15 protein-coding genes are annotated in these 18,459 nt (G+C 72.8%); 7 read left to right on the forward strand and 8 right to left on the reverse strand.

Annotated features, from left to right (window positions below; genetic code table 11):
- Positions 1 to 16 precede the first annotated feature (16 nt).
- Positions 17 to 757 (forward strand): GntR family transcriptional regulator, encoded by a 741-nt coding sequence (locus K1T35_RS24845; protein ID WP_220254094.1) that lies wholly within the window; start codon positions 17 to 19, stop codon positions 755 to 757.
- 122 nt (positions 758 to 879) lie between these two features.
- On the forward strand, positions 880 to 1,047 hold the full coding sequence (locus tag K1T35_RS24850) for a hypothetical protein (RefSeq protein ID WP_220254095.1): 168 nt from the start codon (positions 880 to 882) through the stop codon (positions 1,045 to 1,047).
- A 153-nt stretch (positions 1,048 to 1,200) separates the two neighbouring features.
- Here the strand turns inward: K1T35_RS24850 and K1T35_RS24855 are convergent, their stop codons facing one another.
- Entirely contained in the window at positions 1,201 to 2,013 is an 813-nt protein-coding gene (locus K1T35_RS24855; protein ID WP_255620671.1) for a DUF1932 domain-containing protein, read from the reverse strand.
- Between the two features lie 33 nt (positions 2,014 to 2,046).
- Positions 2,047 to 2,850 carry a metal-dependent hydrolase gene (locus tag K1T35_RS24860; protein WP_220254096.1) on the reverse strand — a complete coding sequence of 268 codons (804 nt, stop codon included), beginning with the start codon at positions 2,848 to 2,850 and terminating at the stop codon, positions 2,047 to 2,049.
- A gap of 291 nt (positions 2,851 to 3,141) precedes the next feature.
- On the opposite strand from K1T35_RS24860, the gene K1T35_RS24865 reads away from it, so the two are divergent.
- From K1T35_RS24865 to K1T35_RS24875, 3 genes are all read left to right on the forward strand, one after another.
- A complete protein-coding gene (locus tag K1T35_RS24865) occupies positions 3,142 to 5,238 on the forward strand; it encodes a M36 family metallopeptidase (protein ID WP_220254097.1) in 2,097 nt (698 codons plus the stop codon).
- Positions 5,239 to 5,253: 15 nt separating this feature from the next.
- Positions 5,254 to 7,011 (forward strand): M28 family peptidase, encoded by a 1,758-nt coding sequence (locus K1T35_RS24870; protein WP_220254098.1) that lies wholly within the window; start codon positions 5,254 to 5,256, stop codon positions 7,009 to 7,011.
- Positions 7,012 to 7,771: 760 nt separating this feature from the next.
- A complete protein-coding gene (locus K1T35_RS24875) occupies positions 7,772 to 9,025 on the forward strand; it encodes an MFS transporter (RefSeq protein WP_220254099.1) in 1,254 nt (417 codons plus the stop codon).
- Between the two features lie 26 nt (positions 9,026 to 9,051).
- On the opposite strand, the gene meaB is transcribed toward K1T35_RS24875, so the two are convergent.
- From meaB to K1T35_RS24905, 6 genes are all read right to left on the reverse strand, one after another.
- Positions 9,052 to 10,050 (reverse strand): methylmalonyl Co-A mutase-associated GTPase MeaB, encoded by a 999-nt coding sequence (meaB, locus tag K1T35_RS24880; protein WP_220254100.1) that lies wholly within the window; start codon positions 10,048 to 10,050, stop codon positions 9,052 to 9,054.
- On the reverse strand, positions 10,050 to 12,209 hold the full coding sequence (gene scpA / locus K1T35_RS24885) for a methylmalonyl-CoA mutase (protein ID WP_220254101.1): 2,160 nt from the start codon (positions 12,207 to 12,209) through the stop codon (positions 10,050 to 10,052). The genes meaB and scpA overlap by 1 nt, the downstream gene beginning before the upstream one ends.
- A complete protein-coding gene (locus K1T35_RS24890; RefSeq protein ID WP_255620672.1) occupies positions 12,206 to 14,173 on the reverse strand; it encodes a methylmalonyl-CoA mutase family protein in 1,968 nt (655 codons plus the stop codon). The genes scpA and K1T35_RS24890 overlap by 4 nt, the downstream gene beginning before the upstream one ends.
- 707 nt (positions 14,174 to 14,880) lie before the next feature.
- Positions 14,881 to 15,345, reverse strand: a complete 465-nt coding sequence (locus K1T35_RS24895) for a Rieske (2Fe-2S) protein (protein WP_255620673.1) — start codon at positions 15,343 to 15,345, stop codon at positions 14,881 to 14,883.
- Positions 15,346 to 15,355: 10 nt separating this feature from the next.
- Positions 15,356 to 16,045 (reverse strand): DUF6529 family protein, encoded by a 690-nt coding sequence (locus K1T35_RS24900; protein WP_255620674.1) that lies wholly within the window; start codon positions 16,043 to 16,045, stop codon positions 15,356 to 15,358.
- 7 nt (positions 16,046 to 16,052) lie between these two features.
- Positions 16,053 to 16,766 carry a hypothetical protein gene (locus tag K1T35_RS24905; protein WP_220254102.1) on the reverse strand — a complete coding sequence of 238 codons (714 nt, stop codon included), beginning with the start codon at positions 16,764 to 16,766 and terminating at the stop codon, positions 16,053 to 16,055.
- 353 nt (positions 16,767 to 17,119) lie between these two features.
- Between K1T35_RS24905 and K1T35_RS24910 the strand changes: the two genes are divergently transcribed.
- Positions 17,120 to 17,662 (forward strand): sigma-70 family RNA polymerase sigma factor, encoded by a 543-nt coding sequence (locus tag K1T35_RS24910; RefSeq protein ID WP_220254103.1) that lies wholly within the window; start codon positions 17,120 to 17,122, stop codon positions 17,660 to 17,662.
- The gene (locus K1T35_RS24915) at positions 17,659 to 18,375 is read left to right on the forward strand and encodes an anti-sigma factor (RefSeq protein ID WP_220254104.1); all 717 of its coding nucleotides are present in this window, start codon (positions 17,659 to 17,661) and stop codon (positions 18,373 to 18,375) included. The genes K1T35_RS24910 and K1T35_RS24915 overlap by 4 nt, the downstream gene beginning before the upstream one ends.
- Positions 18,376 to 18,459: the final 84 nt, after the last annotated feature.

Below are 18,459 nucleotides of genomic sequence, written 5' to 3' on the forward strand. Positions count from 1 at the left end.
CGGACAGGAGGCTGCGATGCCCGACCGCCCGCATGTCCTCGTGGACCGCGCCAGCCCGGTGCCGCTGTACTTCCAGGTGGCGCGCCAGCTGGAGCAGGCCATCGAGTCGGGGGTGCTCCCGCCCGGCTCGCGACTGGACAACGAGATCACGCTCGCCGAGGAGCTGGGGCTGTCCCGCCCCACCATGCGGCAGGCGATCCAGTACCTGGTGGACAAGGGCCTTCTGGTGCGCAAGCGCGGCGTCGGCACCCACGTCGCACGGGCCCGGGTCCGCCGCCCGGTCGGGCTCACCAGCTTGTTCGACGACCTCACGAGCTCGGGCCAGTGGCCGACCACCACCGTGCTCTCGCACACCGTGGAGGCCGCATCCGGCGTGGTGGCCGCCGCGCTCGAGGTGCCGGAGGGCACGTCCGTGATCGCGCTGGAGCGGCTCCGCCGCGCCGGCGGCGAACCCCTCGCCATCATGCGCAACCATCTGCGCGCCGACCTCGTTCCGCTACAGCCGGAGCAGCTGGAACAGCGCGGGCTCTACGAGGTGCTCCGCGAAGCCGGGGTGGCGCTCACCTCCGCCACCCAGAGCATCGGCGCCCGGCGGGCCACCGCCGCCGAGGCCAAGCTCCTCGACGAGACACGGGGCGCCCCGCTGCTGACGATGCGGCGCACCACGTTCGACGACCGCGGCCTCGTCGTCGAGTTCGGCGACCACCTCTACCGGGCGTCGCGCTACTCGTTCGAGGTGGCACTCACGGGCCGGTGACCCCGCGCCGGAGTACACGCTGCGTGTCGACATCACCCGATCTCGTCCCTGGAGGGACCTCTTCGGGTGGAATCGGCCCGCATGCCGCGACGGACCCCGACCCGGACAGTCAAGCTGTGCCCATGCGACGCAGGCATGTGGCGGCAACAGCCCTGGTCAGTCTCGTGATCGGCGCGGTGCTGGCGATGCTCGCACCATCGGCCACGGCCGCGTCCGACGCCGAGTCCGGCAGCTCACCGGGGAACCGGGGCTGGGTCGCCGGGAACGACTCCGACAGCAACGACGACTGACGGGCGACGGAAGACGACACCGACCCGGGGCCGGCCACCGGCCCCGTGCTGACCGCCGCCGCTCCCACCCCTCCGGTGCGGCGGCGGTCAGCGTTCGGCCCGGCAAGACCCGACCGCGCGCACGCAGCCGTGAACCGCGGGATTCCGGCTCCGTCAGGACGCGCCGTCGGCCATGCGGCGGTACACCTCCGCGGCCGCGCGGGAGAAGCCGTCCGGCACGCCGACGGCAGCGAGGGTGGCGGCCGCCTCGTCCATCTCCCCCGCCCAGCGCCATGCCTTCGCCCCCGCGCGGGCGTGCAGTGCGTCCAGGTGCGCCGTGAGGTCGACGCCGTCGCTGGCCAGCTGGTCGCCCAGCGCGTCCCGCACGCCGTAGGCGTCGGCTGCCGCGGCGAGCGCCGCCCACACCGTCGGCAGGGCCTTGGTCTGCAGGGCGTAGCACGCCTTGAGCGCGCTCGCCTGGCCGAGGCCGGGGCCGAGCACCCTGGCAGTGAAGGGGGAGCCCGCGAACAGGTCGGCCACCACGGGTGCCGCCTCGCCCGACAGCCACAGCACCGTGCGGCCGGGCTCCCATGCCGGTCGGCCGATCACGGCCCCGTCCACAACGCGCTCCTCGCCCAGCAGCGCACCGATGCGCTGCACGGTGGCGGGGGCGATCGCGTTCGCGTCGACGTACAAGGGCGGGTCCGGGCGGCCGTCCAGGGCGGCCGCCACCTCCTCGGCGACCGCGCCCGCCGCGTGCGGCGGGCAGATCGAGACGATCAGGTGGGCCCGGCGGGCCAGCTCGGCCACATCCGGCACGGCGACGAGGTCGGCGAGCTCCGCACGCTTGGCCGTGGCGTGGCTGCGCCCGGCCGCGGCCCAGATCACCGTGCCTGCCCGCGCCTTCAGCGCCGAACCGAGCGCGGCACCCATCGCGCCGGGGTGCAGGATCCCGACCACGGGCCGGTCCTGGAGAGGTGAATCCACACCGGCATCATCGCCCTCCCCCGCATCCGCCCGTCAGCCGCCCGCGATCAGCCGCTCCACGTGGCCGCGCATCTCCAGCAACCACGGCGCCACGCCGGGCACGACGAACGCGGCGAGCAGGAACACCGCCAGCGTGAGCGCGGGCGCCACCAGCCATGCCTCGACGGCGCCGCCGGTGCGGAACCTCATCGGCCGTGGGCTGCCCACCGGGTACCACCGGCGGCCCCGGATCGGCAGCGGCCACAGCAGCGGCGCACCGGACTCGGTGATCGCGTCTCCAGCGGAGTGCACGACCATCCCCAGGGTCACGGCCGTGCCGAGCCAGCCCGCCGTGCCCGCGGTGCCGCCTGGAACGGCCTGTTCGATCGCGTAGGTGAGCCCGGCGGCGATCACCAGCGACGGTGGCCCCGGCACCAGCGCGTCGAGGCCCTTGATCGCCAGGGCGAGGCACACGAACAGCGTGCCCACCAGCACCGGGGTGCCGAACCGGGCGGACGCCATGTTCACAGCCATCCCGAGCAGCACGGCCCCGACGACGGTGTGGGTGAGGCCGCGGTGGGAACCGCGGCCGGTGTCGCGTCGACCCCGCGTGAGGTCGTACACCAGCCGCGACAGTGGCCGCACCGCGTGGCTCGCGACGAAGGAGGCCGCCGAGAATCGGCGGGTGGCGATCGACGACGGGTGGTCGAGGTCGGGCAGCAACGCCGCCCCCGCGCAGACGGCGGTGAACGTCAGCACGGTGCCGGCGTCCGGCTGCTCCCCCAGCAGCTGGGGTACGAACCCCGCGACCGCGAGCCCGAGAGCCGCTCCCGACAGCGCATGACTGACCCCGAGCACGCCGCGACGTTAACCCGACCGGGCGACAAGATCGGCCGCGCCACGCCGGGGCGTCGAACGCCACCGACCGGCTTCCGCCGCGGCGCGCACGACTTTCCTCCCGTCTCTCCATCCGTACGCAGTTCTACGTAATGCCCGAAACAGCGGCCACGCGTACCGTCGGCGAAGTGGTCTTCAGGCACACATTCGTCCCAATCGAATCGATGCCACCTGATGGATTGACCACAGATCTGCCCGACTCCATAATCGGGCGATCCTGGCGGCCACGCCCCGGTCGATGAGGAGATTGTGATGACCACCGCGCGACAGGTGCCGGACGACTTCCACGCCCTGTACGACCCGGGTGTCCGCATTGCGCGGGGGACAGCGCCGCCCGCACCCGTTTCCGTCGCGACGGAAGGTCACCGCCGGCTGGATGCGGAACTCGGCGACCTCGAAGTCGACTACGACGAGGCGACGGGATTGCCCAACCGGGTCGCACGGCGAGAACCGGCCGCCGCCTTGTCGGCCGAGGCGAGCGGGTCTCCTGAGGAGGCCGTCCACGCGTTCGTCGCCGATCACGCGGACCTGTGGCGGCTGTCCGACGCGGATGCGCAGGGAGTCGAGGTCGTGTCCGTCGGCGGCCGGGGCCTCCGCACGGCGCAGCTGGTGCAGCGGGTCGAGGGCGCGGAGGTGTTCAACTCCGAGGCCACCGCGGCGATCGGCCCTTCTGGCGAGGTGATCTCGGTGGCGGGTCAGTTCTTCCCCGGCGCAGCCGCGGCCGGCGGCGCCGCACGCTCCGCCGCAACCTCCCCCGAAGAGGCGATCGCGATCGCGGCATTCGACCTGACCGGTTTCGAGTACGCCTCCTCCGCGTTCGGTGAAGTGACCGACGAGGCCGGCGACTCGGCCCGGGGAAACTATCGGACCTATCGATTCACCGATACCGTCGGAAACGGTCGGCCCGCGTTCGAGCGACCGGTGCGGTTGAAGGAAGTGCTGTTCCCGCTCGGCGAGCAGCAGTTCGCCCCGGGGTACTACCTCGAGCTCTGGGTCGAAGACTTCCCGGCGTTCGGCTACGTGATCGGTTCGGCCGAGGAGCCGGATGTGCTGTTCCGCAAGAACCTGCGTGCGGACGCGGCGTTCACCTACCGGGTCTTCAACACCGGCGACGACCTGTTCCGCCCCGAGGACGGCCCTGCGCCCGGCTCGCCGCACCCCACCGGCCGGCCGGACGGTTTCCAGGCCAAGGCGGTCCCCGAACGGCTGGTCACGCTCGAGAGCCTGCTCCCCGGCGACCCGTGGGTACCCGACGACGCCACGACAACCCGCGGCAACAACTGCACGGCCTATGCCGATCTGCGTGCACCAGACGGAGCCGGCCCGGGTGACGTGTTCGGCACCGTCACCGGCACGCGACGGTTCGACCACGCCTACGACCACACCCGGCCCGCGAACGATCCGGCGAACGTGCAGGCCAGCGTCGTCGGCATGTTCTTCCTCGTCAACTGGTTGCACGACCGCTGGTACCAGGCGGGCTTCGACGAATCGGCGGGGAACGCCCAGCTGGACAACCTCGGCCGCGGCGGCGTCGGGGGCGACCCGGTACTGGCGGAGGGCAACGACTTCAGCGGCACCGACAACGCCAACATGCAGACGCCGAGCGACGGTTCCAGTCCGCGGATGCAGATGTTCGAGTTCCGGGGTGTCGCGCCGCTCCCGTCCCGCACCAGCAACCTCGACGCGATGATCGTCTTCCACGAGATGGGGCACTACATCACCAACCGCCTCGTCGGGAACGCACGAGGGCTGTCCAACAAGCAGGGCAGGGCGATGGGCGAGGGTTGGGGCGATTTCTTCGCGATCTCCATGACGTCCCAGGACCCGGACGACTTCGCCGCGGGGGCGTTCCCCGTGGGTGGGTGGACCGATCTCACCTCCACGTTCAACGACAACTACTACTTCTCCATCCGCCGCTACCCGTACTCGGCCGACATGCGGAAGAACCCGCTGACCTTCAAGCACATCAGCGACGGAGTGGTGCTCCCGACGGGTGCGCCGCGCAATCGGAACACCGGCGGCACCAACAGCGAGGTGCACAACGCGGGCGAGGTGTGGTGTGGCGCGCTGTGGGAGGTGTTCGTCAACCTCGTCGCCGCGCACGGCCACGCCGAGGCCGAGCGCAGGATGCTCGAGTACGTCGTCGGAGGGCTCAAGCTCACTCCGAACATGCCGACGTTCACCCAGGCGCGCGACGGGATCATCACCGCGGTCTCCGCGCTGAACCCCGGAGACCTCGACGACGTGTGGCAGGGGTTCGCCAAGCGCGGCATGGGCGTCGGAGCCGTGTCACCCCCGCAGACCTCCACATCGCTCGCGGGTGTGGTCGAGAGCTTCACCACTCCCTAGCGTCGGAGGCCCGTCGTGAAGATCGTTCTGTTCGACCTGGGCAACACCCTCGAGGTCGCGGGCGTGCTCCGTCCCGCAGCCAGGGAGACCCTTGAAGCGGTCGCCGCCCTGCACGACGGTGCCGGGCGCGACGGTGACGGGCACGGTGCGCTGCTGGGGCTGGTGTCGGACTTCGACATGCCCGCCGATCCGGCCGACGTCCCCGCGATCCAGCAGCGCTACTACACGCTGCTCGACCAGCTCGGCATCCGTGACCTGTTCGAGCCCGTCGCACAGCGGGTGACCCTCTCCACCGAGGTCGGGCAGTTCAAACCCGCGGAAGCGGTGTTCCGCACGGCCGTGGCGAAGTCCGGCCCCACCATGGCCCTCGCCGACGCGCTGTTCGTCACGGAGAACCTCGCCCACGTGCTCGCGGCACGCCGGCTCGGGCTGAAGGCCGTGCACGTCGGGGTTCCGGGTGGGGCGGGCGGTGAGGTCGACACACTGCCCGAGCTCGTCCCGCTGGTGCGGGCGTTCCTCGATGCGGCGCCGCCCGACGAGGTCCACGTCAATCGGGCCACCGACCCGGCGGCCGTCGACGCCATCACCAGCGCTGCCGAGACCGCCGGTGCGACGTGGACGCGGCTCGGTGACGCGATCCTGGTCACCGGCGACAGCTCGGCGCTGCGCAGAGCCGCATCGACCCCGGGAGCCGAGCCCGAGGCGCGACCGGGCGTACGCAGGTCACACCTGCACCTGGTGACCCAGAACGGCCGGCAGTTCCAGCAGGAACACCCCGACGTCCCGGTCGTCGTCGACCGGGGCAGATACCTCGTCGTCGACCTCGCCCCCCGCGAGGCCCGGCAACCGGCGAGGGAGTACATGCCGTGCTACAGCGTCCGCGGCCTCCCGGAGAACACCGTCGTCTTCTCGCAGGTCACACCGGCCCTCACGCGACGGCCGGCCGCGGTGGCGGAGGCCGAGCGGGTCGAGGCCGTGTCCCGGATCGCGTTCGAGGCCGACCTGCGCAAGCTGGCGGGATTCCGGACCCGGCACTCGACGAGCGCCGAGTTCCTCAGCGCCGCCGAATGGGTGGAGAGCGAGCTGCACGGGCTCGGCTACCCGACGAGCGTCCAGCCGGTGCCGGTCCAGGGCGGTACGACGAGGAACGTGATCGCCGAGCGACCCGGCAGCGGTGCCGGCCGAGAGGTCGTCGTCGTCGCGGCCCACCTCGACTCCATCAACGTCCGGGACGGCGCGGCCGCTCCCGCGCCCGGCGCGGACGACAACGGTTCCGGCAGTGCCGGGCTGCTCGGGATCGCCAGGGCTCTGAGCGACCACACCGGCGCCCGCGACCTGCGGTTCATCCTCTTCGGCGGCGAGGAACAGGGCCTGTTCGGCAGCTTGCACTACGTCGCGGGGCTCGACGACGCCGAACGCGCCCGCATCCACTCGGTCCTCAACATGGACATGATCGCCGGCCGGAACACGCCGGCACCCACCGTGCTCCTCGAAGGATCGGCCGTATCGCGAAGCGTCATCGATTCGCTCGCGGCCGCGGCGCACAGCCACACCAGCCTGGCCGTTCAGACCAGCCTGATGCCGTTCAACAGCGATCACGTGCCCTTCATCGAGGTCGGTGTCCCCGCCGTGCTGACCATCGAGGGGGCGGACGGCGCCAACGACCGGATCCACACCGCGCGTGACACGCTCGACCACATCGACCACGACCTGGCGGTCGAGATCCTGCGGATGAACGTCGCCTACCTCGTGCAGGCGCTCGACCAGATCTAGTGCGGTGACCACTGACGTTCGCCGGTTCCTGACGCGCGCCTGGCCCCCGTACACACCTTCACGTCTTCACACACACGGTCGCGACAACGACCATCCGCACCCGATACCGGCAGGTCAGCGCGCTGATCAAGGGCTGATGGTCGCAATTAAAGATCATCTAGCGACCATTTCGCCTTGATCGCCGCATTGTCCCCAGGACGGCGGCTTGATCAGCAGTTCGGCGCGTTTCCGGGCAGTTTTTGCCCGTTCTCGCGCCGAAGCCTCGATCATGTCCGTCGGACCGCCTCCGGTGGCGCCGCGCGCCCCGAGGGGCAGGCCTTCGGCCTGCCCGCGCTGCATGCCCCAGGGGTCGCAGAGGCTCGCGGGTCAAGGGTCGCGCAGCGACGCCGTAGGCGCCCTTGACCTGGGAGGGGCGGCCCCGCACACTGCGCGGCGCCACCGGAGGCCCTGCAGCCTGGCGGCCTGATGAGGACCCGGCGCCACCGGAGGCCCTGACCGCACCCTTCATTGGGGATGCGCTGCCGGGCCGGGTACGACCGGGGTCACACGCGAATCGGGCGTGGCATACGCCTCAATCACGGCCTGACGGGATTCCGCCCCGTGGAGCAGTGGGTTGCACGTCGCGCACGGCCGCCCCGACGGCCCTGCCGACGGTCGGCGACGACGCTGACGTCGCCCACTGCCCAGGAGCAGCGCCGCTCCCCCGCGCCCCCGAAGCGCTCCCCGAAAGGCTCTCCCCTTGCGGCCTCCCCTGCCGCCGATGTTCCGCGCACTTCGTCACCGCAACTACCGCTTGTGGGCCGCGGCGGACCTCGTCTCCTCGACCGGCACCTGGATGCAGGTGCTCGGACTGAACTGGCTGGTCCTCGAGTCCACGGGCTCGCCGACCGCGGTCGGTCTCGCGATCCTCTTCCAGGCAGTGCCGATGCTGGTGCTCGGCCCGTGGTCGGGCGCACTGGCCGACCGGCTGCCGCTGCGCCCGCTGGTCCTCGCCACCCAGACCCTGCATCTGTTGCTGGCGGCGACGCTCGCCCTGATCGCCATGGCGGGCGCCTCGACGACCGCGATCTACGCCATCGCCGTGCTCACGGGTCTCGTCGCGGCGTTCGACGGGCCACCGATGGGCAGGCTCGCGGCCCAGGTCGTCGGCCGGGCCGACCTGGGCAACGCGCTCGCGCTCGGGAGCGTCGTCAACTCGGCAGGCCGGATCCTCGGCATGAGCCTCGGCGGCGCGCTCGCCGCGCTCGGCGGCGCGACGGTCCTCTTCGGTGTCAACGCGGTGAGCTTCCTCGCCGTGATCATCGCCGTGCTCGCCCTCCGGCCGGACACCCTGCACCCGATGGACGTCAGCCCGCCCGAGCGCAGCGGGATGCTGGCCGGGTTCCGCTACCTGCGGGGTGAGCGGCGGCTGCTGGTCCTGTTCGCGCTCGGCTTCGTCCTCTCGAGCGTCGGCCGCAACTACCAGGTGACGATGGCCGCGATGAGCAACGGCCCGTTGCATACCGGGGCGGCCGGGTTCGGACTGCTGTCCACCGTGTTCGCCGTGGGCACCGTCGGCGGCGGGCTGCTGGCCGCCCATTGGCGCGAGCTCGGCCTCCGCGTGCTGCTCGGCGCCGCCCTCGTCACGAGCGCGCTGCAGGTCGTCAGCGGGTTCGCCCCCGGTCTGCTGCTGTTCGCCCTCGTCATCCTGCCGATCGCGGCGGGTGCGGTGGTCATCGACACCGCGATGGGCACCCGGGTGCAGCTCGGCAGCGCCGACGACATGCGCGGCCGGGTGCTTGCGGTGCAGAGCAGCGTGTCCGCCGCCGCAGGCGCGCTCGGCGGCCCGCTGGTGGGCTGGCTGTCGGAGACCATGGGCCCCGCGTCGGCGCTCGAGGTGTCCGGGGTCGTCGCGCTGCTGGCCACGGTCGCGGCGACGGCGGTATTCGTCAGGATCCGTGGCGCGCGGCGACCGGCCTGGTCCGGTCCGATCACGCCGCGGAACACCGACGAGCCCGCGCCCGCGCTCACCTGAGGGGCGCGAGATGCCGGTCCCGGAAGTCAGTCTCCGAGGCGGTCCAGCAGCTGCTGGGCGGCGAGGGTGGGGGTGAGCTCGCCGCCGCGGACCGCCCGCTCGAGATCGGGGAGGGCCTCGCGGACGCCCGGGTCGGACTGGAGGCGGTCGAGCAGGCGGTCGCGGACCACCCGCCACATCCACTCGACCTGCTGGTCGGCGCGGCGGCCCTCCAGCTCGCCCGCGGCGTCGAGGGCGGCGCGGTGGTCCTGCACCGCGGTCCACACCTCGTCCATGCCGGCGCCGGTCTGCGCGCTGCAGGTGAGGACGGGCGTCGTCCATCCGGCCTCGGCCAGCGCAGGGCTGGCGGGGGTGAGCATCCGCAGCGCGCCGCGCAGCTCGCGGGCCGCGGCGCGGGCGTCGGCCTCGTGCGGGCCGTCGGCCTTGTTGACGGCGACGACGTCGGCGAGTTCGAGGATGCCCTTCTTGATCCCCTGCAGGGAGTCGCCGGTGCGGGCGATCGTGAGCAGCAGGAACGTGTCGACCATCGCGGCGACGGCCACCTCGGACTGGCCGACGCCTACGGTCTCGACCAGCACCACGTCGTAGCCCGCCGCCTCCATCAGGACGATCGTCTCGCGGGTGGCGCGGGCGACGCCGCCGAGCGTCCCGGCGCTCGGCGATGGCCGGACGAACGCGTTGTCGTCGCTCGCGAGCCGCGCCATGCGGGTCTTGTCTCCCAGGATCGAGCCCTTCGTCCGTGTCGAGGACGGGTCGACGGCGAGCACCGCCACGCGGTGGCCCGCCCCGGTGAGCCGGGTGCCGAGCGCCTCGATGAACGTGGACTTCCCGACGCCGGGCACGCCGCTGATCCCGACCCTGCGGGCACCGCCGGCATGCGGCAGCAGCTCCATCAGCATCTGCTGCGCCGCCTCGCGGTGGTCGGGCCGGTGCGACTCGACGAGCGTGATCGCCCGCGCGAGCACCGACCGCGACCCGTCGAGCACGCCCTTGACGAGCGCCGGGACGTCGACCTCTCTGGGCACTAGTGCAGCTTCGCCGTGAGCGTGCCGAGGAGGTCGACCGCCGCTTCGGCGATCACGGTGCCCGGGCCGAAGACCGCGGCGGCGCCTGCCTCGTGCAGGGCGGCGTGGTCGGCGGGCGGGATGACTCCGCCGACGACGATCGTGATGTCCTCGCGGCCCAGCGCGGCGAGCTCGGCGCGCAGCTCGGGCACCAGGGTGAGGTGCCCGGCCGCCAGCGAGCTGACCCCGACGATGTGCACGTCGGCCTCGACGGCCTGCCGGGCCACCTCGGCGGGCGTGGAGAACAGCGGGCCGACGTCGACGTCGAAGCCGAGGTCGGCGAACGCGGTGGCGATCACCTTCTGGCCGCGGTCGTGCCCGTCCTGGCCGACCTTGGCCACCAGGATCCGCGGCTGGCGCCCCTCCGCCGCCGCGAACTCCTCGACCAGCTCACGGGCCCGTTGGATCACCGGGTTCTTGCCTGCCTCGTGCGCGTACACACCGGAGATGATGCGGATCTGCCCGGCGTGACGGGAGAAGACCTTCTCCAGCGCGTCCGAGATCTCCCCGACCGTGGCCTTCGCTCGCGCCGCCGCCACCGACAGGGCGAGCAGGTTCTGCTCGTCGGTGCGGGGTGAGCCCTCGGCGATCAGCGCGGCCGCCGACGTCAACGCCGACAGGGCGTCGTCCACCACGCGGTCGTCGCGTTCCTCGCGCAGCCGGCGCAACTTGTCCAGCTGCTCGCGGCGCACCCCGGCGTTGTCGACCTTCAACACGTCGATCTCCTCGTCGGAGTCGACCACGTAGGTGTTGACACCGATCACGGGCTGCCGCCCGGAGTCGATCCGGGCCTGGGTGCGCGCGGCGGCCTCCTCCACGCGCAGCTTGGGGATGCCGGCGTCGATCGCGGCCGCCATGCCGCCGGCGCGCTCGACCTCCTCGATGTGTGCCCAGGCCCGGCGGGCCAGGTCGTAGGTCAGCCGCTCGACGTAGAACGAGCCGCCCCACGGGTCGATCACCCTGGTGGTGCCGGATTCGTGCTGCAGCAGCAGCTGGGTGTTGCGGGCGATGCGCGCCGAGAAGTCGGTGGGTAGGGCGAGGGCCTCGTCCAGGGCGTTGGTGTGCAGGGACTGGGTGTGGCCCTGGGTGGCGGCCATCGCCTCCACGCAGGTGCGGATCACGTTGTTGAACACGTCCTGCGCGGTCAGCGACCAGCCCGACGTCTGGCAGTGCGTGCGCAACGACAGCGACTTGTCGTTGGCCGGGCCGAACTGGCGCACGAGCTTGGCCCACAGCAGCCGCGCCGCGCGCAGCTTCGCCACCTCCATGAAGAAGTTCATGCCGATGCCGAAGAAGAACGACAACCGCGGCGCGAAACGGTCGACGTCCAGCCCGGCCTCGATGCCCGCGCGCAGGTACTCCACCCCGTCGGCGAGGGTGTAGGCCAGCTCCAGGTCGGCGGTGGCCCCGGCCTCCTGGATGTGGTAGCCGGAGATGGAGATCGAGTTGAACTTCGGCATCTCCCGCGAGGTGAACGAGAAGATGTCCGAGATGATCTGCATCGACGGCTGCGGCGGGTAGATGTAGGTGTTGCGGACCATGAACTCCTTGAGGATGTCGTTCTGGATGGTCCCCGTGAGCTTCTCGTGGGCGACGCCCTGCTCCTCGCCCGCGACGATGTAGAGGGCCAGCACCGGCAGCACGGCGCCGTTCATGGTCATCGACACCGACATCTGGTCCAGCGGGATCCCGTCGAACAGCTGCCGCATGTCGTAGATCGAGTCGATCGCCACCCCCGCCATGCCCACGTCACCTGCCACGCGGGGGTGGTCGGAGTCGTAGCCGCGGTGCGTCGCGAGGTCGAACGCGATCGACAGGCCCTTCTGCCCGGCCGCCAGGTTGCGCCGGTAGAAGGCGTTCGATTCGGACGCCGTGGAGAAGCCCGCGTATTGGCGCACCGTCCACGGCTGGGTCGTGTACATCGTCGGGTACGGGCCACGCAGGTACGGCGCGATCCCCGGGAAGGTGCGCAGGAAGTCGACGTCGGCGAGATCGGCCGCGTTGTAGAGCGGCTTCACACCGATGCCCTCCGGCGAGTCCCACACCGGGACGTCACCGGCCCATTCCGCGGCATCGGCCGAACCGTCCCGCAGCGGAACCCGGGTGAAATCGGGGATCATTCCTGCACCTCCAGCGCCCGGTAGACCGACCCGATCACGGCAGGCGCGTCGCAGCCCGCGGCGAGATTCCCGTCCACGCCGGGCACGTCCGCCTTCCCGGCGAGCAGCACCTGCCGGGCCCCGGCCGCCCGCAGCGCCGCCGCGGTGTCCGATGCCCGCTCCGCGTACAACGCATCGGTCGAGCACAGCACCGCCACCGGGGCACCGGCCTTCCGGAACGCCTCCACGACGTCCTCCGCGGTCTCCGTCGACCCGGCCTCCGGCGTCTCGATCCCACCCGCCTGCAGCAGGTTGCGCGCGAACCCCGCGCGAGCCGTGTAGGCGGCGAGCGGGCCGAGCGTTGCGAGGAACGCCCGCGGCCGGGCACCGGTCTCGGCGAGCAGGGCGTCGGAACGATCCCGGAACGCCTCGTACGGCTCGGCGGGCCGGAACAGGGGCAGCCCGCCGCCGGGCGGTGCCTGCCCCGGACGGCGCCCGGGCACCGGCTCGGCGAGGTCGGCGAACTCGCTCACGCCCACGATCGGCGCGGTCCGGCGGGCGGCCGCCTCCTCGCGCCGCTCGCGGACAGCCGCGACGCGCTCGGCCACCAGCCCCGTGTCCAGCGCCGCGAGCACCCCGCCCGCGGCCTCGATCTCCTGGAAGAACGCCCACGCCGCCGCGGCCAGCTCCCGGGTCAACGACTCGACGAACCACGACCCACCCGCCGGGTCGACCACCCGCGCCAGATGCGCCTCCTGCACCAGCAGCGACTGGGTGTTGCGGGCGATCCGGCGGGAGAAAGGCTCGGATCCGCCGATCGCGGCGTCGAACGGCGCGACGGTGACCGCGTCCGCGCCACCCACCCCGGCGGCTAAGCCCGCCACCGTGCCCCGCAGCAAGTTCCCGTGCACGTCCCGCCGTGTCAGCATCACCGGCGACCCGACCGCGTGCTGGAACTGCGGCAACGCCCGCCCGCATGCCTCGGTCACCCGCGACCAGAGCAGCCGCGCCGCCCGCAGCTTCGCGATCGTCGGGAACTGCTCCGCCGTCGCCGCGTAGCGGAACTCCAGCAGGCCCGCCGCCGTGGCCATGTCGAGGCCCGCACCGGTGAGCGCCCTCAGGTACGCCACCCCGGCCGCGAGGGAGAACCCCAGCTCCTGGGCGTCCGAGGCGCCGGCCCCGTGCACCGGAACTGCGTCCACCACCACCGCGCGAACCCACGGGAACTCGGCCGCCACCCGCCGGACCAGCGGCACCACCACATCGGGATCCGGCCCCGCACCGGTGCGCGCGCGGCGGCCCACCGGGTCGAGGCCGAGCGTGCCCAGCGCGTCGGACGGGGGCACGTTCCGCTCGGTCGCCAGCGCGAGCAGGGCGTGGGCCGCGGCGAGCTCCGTGTCCGCAGCGTCGGCGGACGCGTCCAGCACGACGGGGACCACGTCGAGGTCCACGGCCTCGAGCACAGCGGCCATGTCCGCGACAGCCGTGCCGCCCGCGCCGACGGCCAGCCAGATCGAGCGGGCCCCGTTCCGCAGGTCGGCGCGCACCGCATCCGACGCCGCGTTCGCGTCCGGTTCGGCGTGCCGCTGCCGCACGTCCCACCCGCCCGGAGCGGGGCCGTTCGCGCGTCCACCGCGCACGTACGGCGCGGCGCCCGGCACGCCTGCGGTCTCGGGGGCGGGGCCGTCGTCGGCCGTGTAGAGGGGCCGCACCGGGATGCCATCGAGGGTGCGCCAGGTCAGCTTCTCGAATCCCGCACCCGGCTCGGCGTCCTCGGGGATCCGTCCCGCCCTGCGCACGACCTGGTCGACGAGCGCGAGCCAGGCCGCCCCGTCCGCCTCCGGGAACTCGGCGGCGAGCGCCAGTTGCTCCGGCTCCGGAGGTGCCTGCGCGTCGAGCGCGGCACCGTCGACCTGCGCCGTACCGCCGGCCGTCGCACTGCGTTGTTGTGCACTGGGGGCTGACTCCACCATCTCGGCGTCCATGCAGCGCCACACCTTCCGCCACCCCGGGCGGCAACCCCGCCGCCGGGCCCGACCGTCCGGAGTCTAGGTCGGTGCGGGGTCCGTCACCGGGTCTCGGCGGAGTGATCCGACCCACGGCGCCGTGCACTCATCAGACCGCCAGGCCGCCGCAGGGCCACCGGTGGCGCCGCGCAGTGTGCGGGCAGGCCGGGGGCCTGCCCGGTGGGGCGCGCGGCGCCGCCAGGAGGCGGTCTCGCGGATCTGCCTTGCCTACCTACACCCGGTCTCCGCTCGCGCACCCCTTTGTCGGCCCGCGCGGCTCACCGTTGGCGTGATCATCGGATTGGTGCTTGGCCGGCCATATATGGCCGTGGGGGCGCCTAGCTGGTGATCTTTGTGGTTGTTGCGGGCCGGTTGGTGGCTGTGATCATCGGTTGGGTGCGTGGCCGGCCGTATGTGGCCGTTTTCGTACCGACGCGTTGATCATGTCCGTGGGGCCGCCTTCGGTGGCGCCGCGCGCCCTGAGGGCAGGCCCTCGGCCTGCCCGCTCCGCTTGCCCGGAGGGGTCGCAGAGGCTCACGGGTCAAGGGTCGCGAAGCGATCGCGCAGCGACGCCGTAGGCGCCCTTGAGGCGTGAGGGGCGGCCCCGCACGATGCGCGGCGCCACTGGAGGCCCTACCGAAGACCACCTCCGAAGGCCGGACCGCCACGCGAAAGACACCAGCCACCTAGGCGAGCACGATCTCCTCCCCTGCCACCGAGATGCCCCGTTCCGGGAGCCCGGTGTCGGCGGGCCCGTCGACCACCGAGCCGTCCGCGACGGCGAACTTGCTGCCGTGGCAGTTGCAGTTGATCGTGCCGTCGGCCACCTCCGTGACCGGGCAGCCCTGGTGGGTGCAGGTGGCGGAGAAGGCGCGGAACTCCCCGGCTTCCGGCTGTGTGACCACGATGTCCTGCTCGGCGAACACGGCGCCGCCACCCACCGGGATGTCGGAGGTCCTGGCGAGCCCGACGGCCTGCGGGGATCCGCCCGGGCCGGGCGCTGCCTGGGCATCCGGTGGGGCGGGCGCCTGCGCGGGCGCGGGGCCGACCCGGTACACGGCACAGGCGCTCAGCGCGGCGCCGCACACCGCGCCGCACGTACTGGTGACGAACGCGCGCCGCGTGAGGGGACTCGGGTGGACGGGTTGCACGAGGTTCCTTTCAGAAGGACAGTCCGGAGGTCGAGAAGAACCACACGGCCGAGCTGAGCCATACGGCGGTGAGGGTGGTGAACAGCAGGCCCCCGAGCAGCGGGAGGCTCCAGCGAGGGCTCCTCGGCTGCTGCAGCACGAGCATCTTCGCGACGAACGCGCCGTACAGGAAGCAACCGGCCAGCGAGTGCACGAGCACACGTGGGGTGCTGCCCTCGAATCCGAGCGCGTAGAGGCAGTGCACGGCCACGGGCACGGTGAGCAGCACCGCCGCACGCCCCGACCAGCGGTGCAGGCCCGCCACCCAGTCCGGTGCCCCGCCTGCCTCCCGCCACCGCCTCCCGACGCGTCCGAAGAGGGCGGCCGCGGACCACAGCTGCACCAGCGCCAGCAGGAACGCGCCGGTGGCCAGCCACGCCTTCGCGGCGATCCCCGAGGAGAAGCCCGCGATGTTGAGCGCGGCCCCCGCCGGCTCGTGGAACCGGCCGTACACGCCGAGGCCCACGGCGACCAGCGACCCCACCGCCACCGCCCCCACGAGCCCGGGGTTGCCGCTCCGGCGAGCGGCGCGGCGGTGGGGCCCCGGGGCGGGGTAGCCAGGGGCGCGCGGGAGGGTCCGCTCGCGGTTCGGGCCGGAGTGCGGTCCGGCCATCTGGGAGGGCGTCTGCTGGTACTGGACGCCGGGTGCGGAACGGGTCATCGCCCGATCACCGCCCGGATCCGTCGAGGGCGGTGACCGCGACGGGGACGCCGTCGATCTTCGTCGCACCGGGGTTCGCCGGGTTCAGCGCGGGCGCCGGTCGCCGGGTGCCACCCGTGTTGGCGACGCCGGTGACCTTGCCGTCGTCGTCGACGATCCAGCCGATCCGGGTGAGGACGCCGCGCACGGCGACGCGCCCCTCGTAGAGCCCGGCGGGCGACGCGACTCCCTCCGCGGCGAACGGGAGGTCCTTGCCCCCGACGGTGACCGTGCCGAGGGCGGCCGCCTCGGTCACCGTCGCGGTGATCCCCTGCTTCCCGTCGGCCGCGTCGAGCCGCAGGTCCGCGCCGTTGAGCGTGCCCTCGTACCACGCCTCGACCTTCTTTCCGTCGCACACGTAGGCCACTGCCCTTCCGTCCTTCACCGCGAGCGCGACGGTGACCTCGTTGCCTGCCGACCGGCCCGTGTACGCGGCCTCCACGACGGCCGGTGCCGGTGGCGACGCGGCGGGCGGGACCGGCTGCGCGGCGTCCGGCGGTGCACCCGGCGCTGCACCCGGCGCCGACTCCGGCGCACCCTCGGCGGCGGCGACCGGCGGGGCGGCCACGGCAGCGCCGGCCGTGACGGCGGGCGGGCCGATGACCGTCGTGTTGATCAGCAGCAACGCGCCGCCGAGTACGGCCACCGTGCCGAGTGTGATCAGCGGTGCGAACCTGGCCACGACACTCCCCCGGTCGTCCGGGCCCGGTCGGTCCGGGCGCGCTCCTCTCCCACACGGATGGCGGGGACGGGAGGTTCAGAAACTTGCCGTGAACCGGTCGCGCCGTTCGGCCGTGTCCGGGGTGGGAGCCGCTTCACAAGTGCTCTGGATCGGGGGTCCGGTGCGCGTATCGGCGGATCCAGGTTTCCGCTGGGTGTGCCGGCGGGCCGGCCTCGTACCGGGCGTACTCGGCCGGTTCGCCGGTTCGCCGGTGCGCCCAGCGGGAAACTGGGCCGTCGAGACGCGTGGTGGACCCCCGATCCAGAGCACTAAGGTTCCGCCCCCGACCAAAATCCCCCGGGAGCCCACCGACCATGCCGCCCGCCCGTGATCGTGACGAGGCACTGGTGCACGCCGTCTACTCCGAGCACGGGCGCGCCCTGCTCGCGTACGCCACCCGGCTCACCGGCGACCGTGCCGCTGCGGAGGACATCGTGCAGGAGACGCTCATCCGTGCCTGGCGACATCCAGATGTACTGACCAACGGAAAGGGCTCCGCGCGTGGCTGGCTGCTCACGGTGGTCCGCAACCTCGTGACCGACCGGTACCGAGCCAAAGCCGCCCGGCCACAGGAGGTGGCGGAGAACCCCGACGCGCCTCCGATGGTCCGGGACCACGCCGACAGGGTCGTGGCGTCGGTCACCGTGATGGCGGCGCTCGACGAGCTCTCCGAGGACCACAGGGGTGTGCTCGACCAGATCTATTTCCAGGGACGCAGCCTCGGCGAGGCCGCCACGGCGCTCGGCATCCCCGCCGGCACCGTGAAGTCGCGGTCGTACTACGCGCTGCGGGCGCTCCGGCAGGCACTGGCAGGGACGATGTCCGATAGCCCGGCGGGACGGGAGGTGCCGGCATGAATCGCCACCGGACCGGGAACGGCGACTGGACGGATCGGGAGTACGGCGGGGCGCACCACGCCGAGGAGCTCGGCGCCCACGTCCTCGGCCTGCTCGACGCGGCGCAGTCCCGCGCGGTCGAGGAGCACCTCGCCGGCTGCCCGGCGTGCCGACGCGAGTGGGAGGAACTGCGCGGGATGGTCGAGCTGCTCGACGACGTGCCCCCTGAGGCGTTCCTCGACGGGGCGCCGGACGCCGACCTCATGCTGCATCGCACCGTGCGGCAGGTTCGGGCGGAGGCAGCGGCCCAGCGCCGCAAGCGCCGCTTCCTGCTCACCGGCGTGGCCGCGGCGGCGCTCGCCGTGGTGCTGAGCGGCGGGGTGCTGGTCGGGCGGGAGACCGCCCCACCCCCCGCGGTCGTGGCGGCGCCCGGCGCCGTGCAGCTGGCCGGCGGCGGGACGCCCGGCGTCTCGATGACCGCGACCCTCACGCCGGCAACCGGCTGGGTCCGCCTCTCGACCTCGGTGAAGGGGATCCCGGCCGGCGAGCGGTGCTACGTCGTCGTGGTGGGCCGCGACGGCACCCGCGAGATCGCGGGGAGCTGGCTGGTCTCCGAGGGCGGCTGGCGCGACGGCGTGACGCTCGACGGTTCCGCCCTCGTGCCGCTCGACCAGGTCGCCGAGGTGGTCATCGAGAACGAGGCAGGCCAGGAGTTCGCCATCGCGCGAACCTGAGCGAGATCCGCGACACCCGCCCACCCCTCACTCTTCTACATGCGGTAGAACTACTACAGGCAGTAGAAGTTCACGGGGGAGGCA

The sequence above is a fragment of the Pseudonocardia sp. DSM 110487 genome (assembly GCF_019468565.1).
Taxonomy (GTDB): domain Bacteria; phylum Actinomycetota; class Actinomycetes; order Mycobacteriales; family Pseudonocardiaceae; genus Pseudonocardia.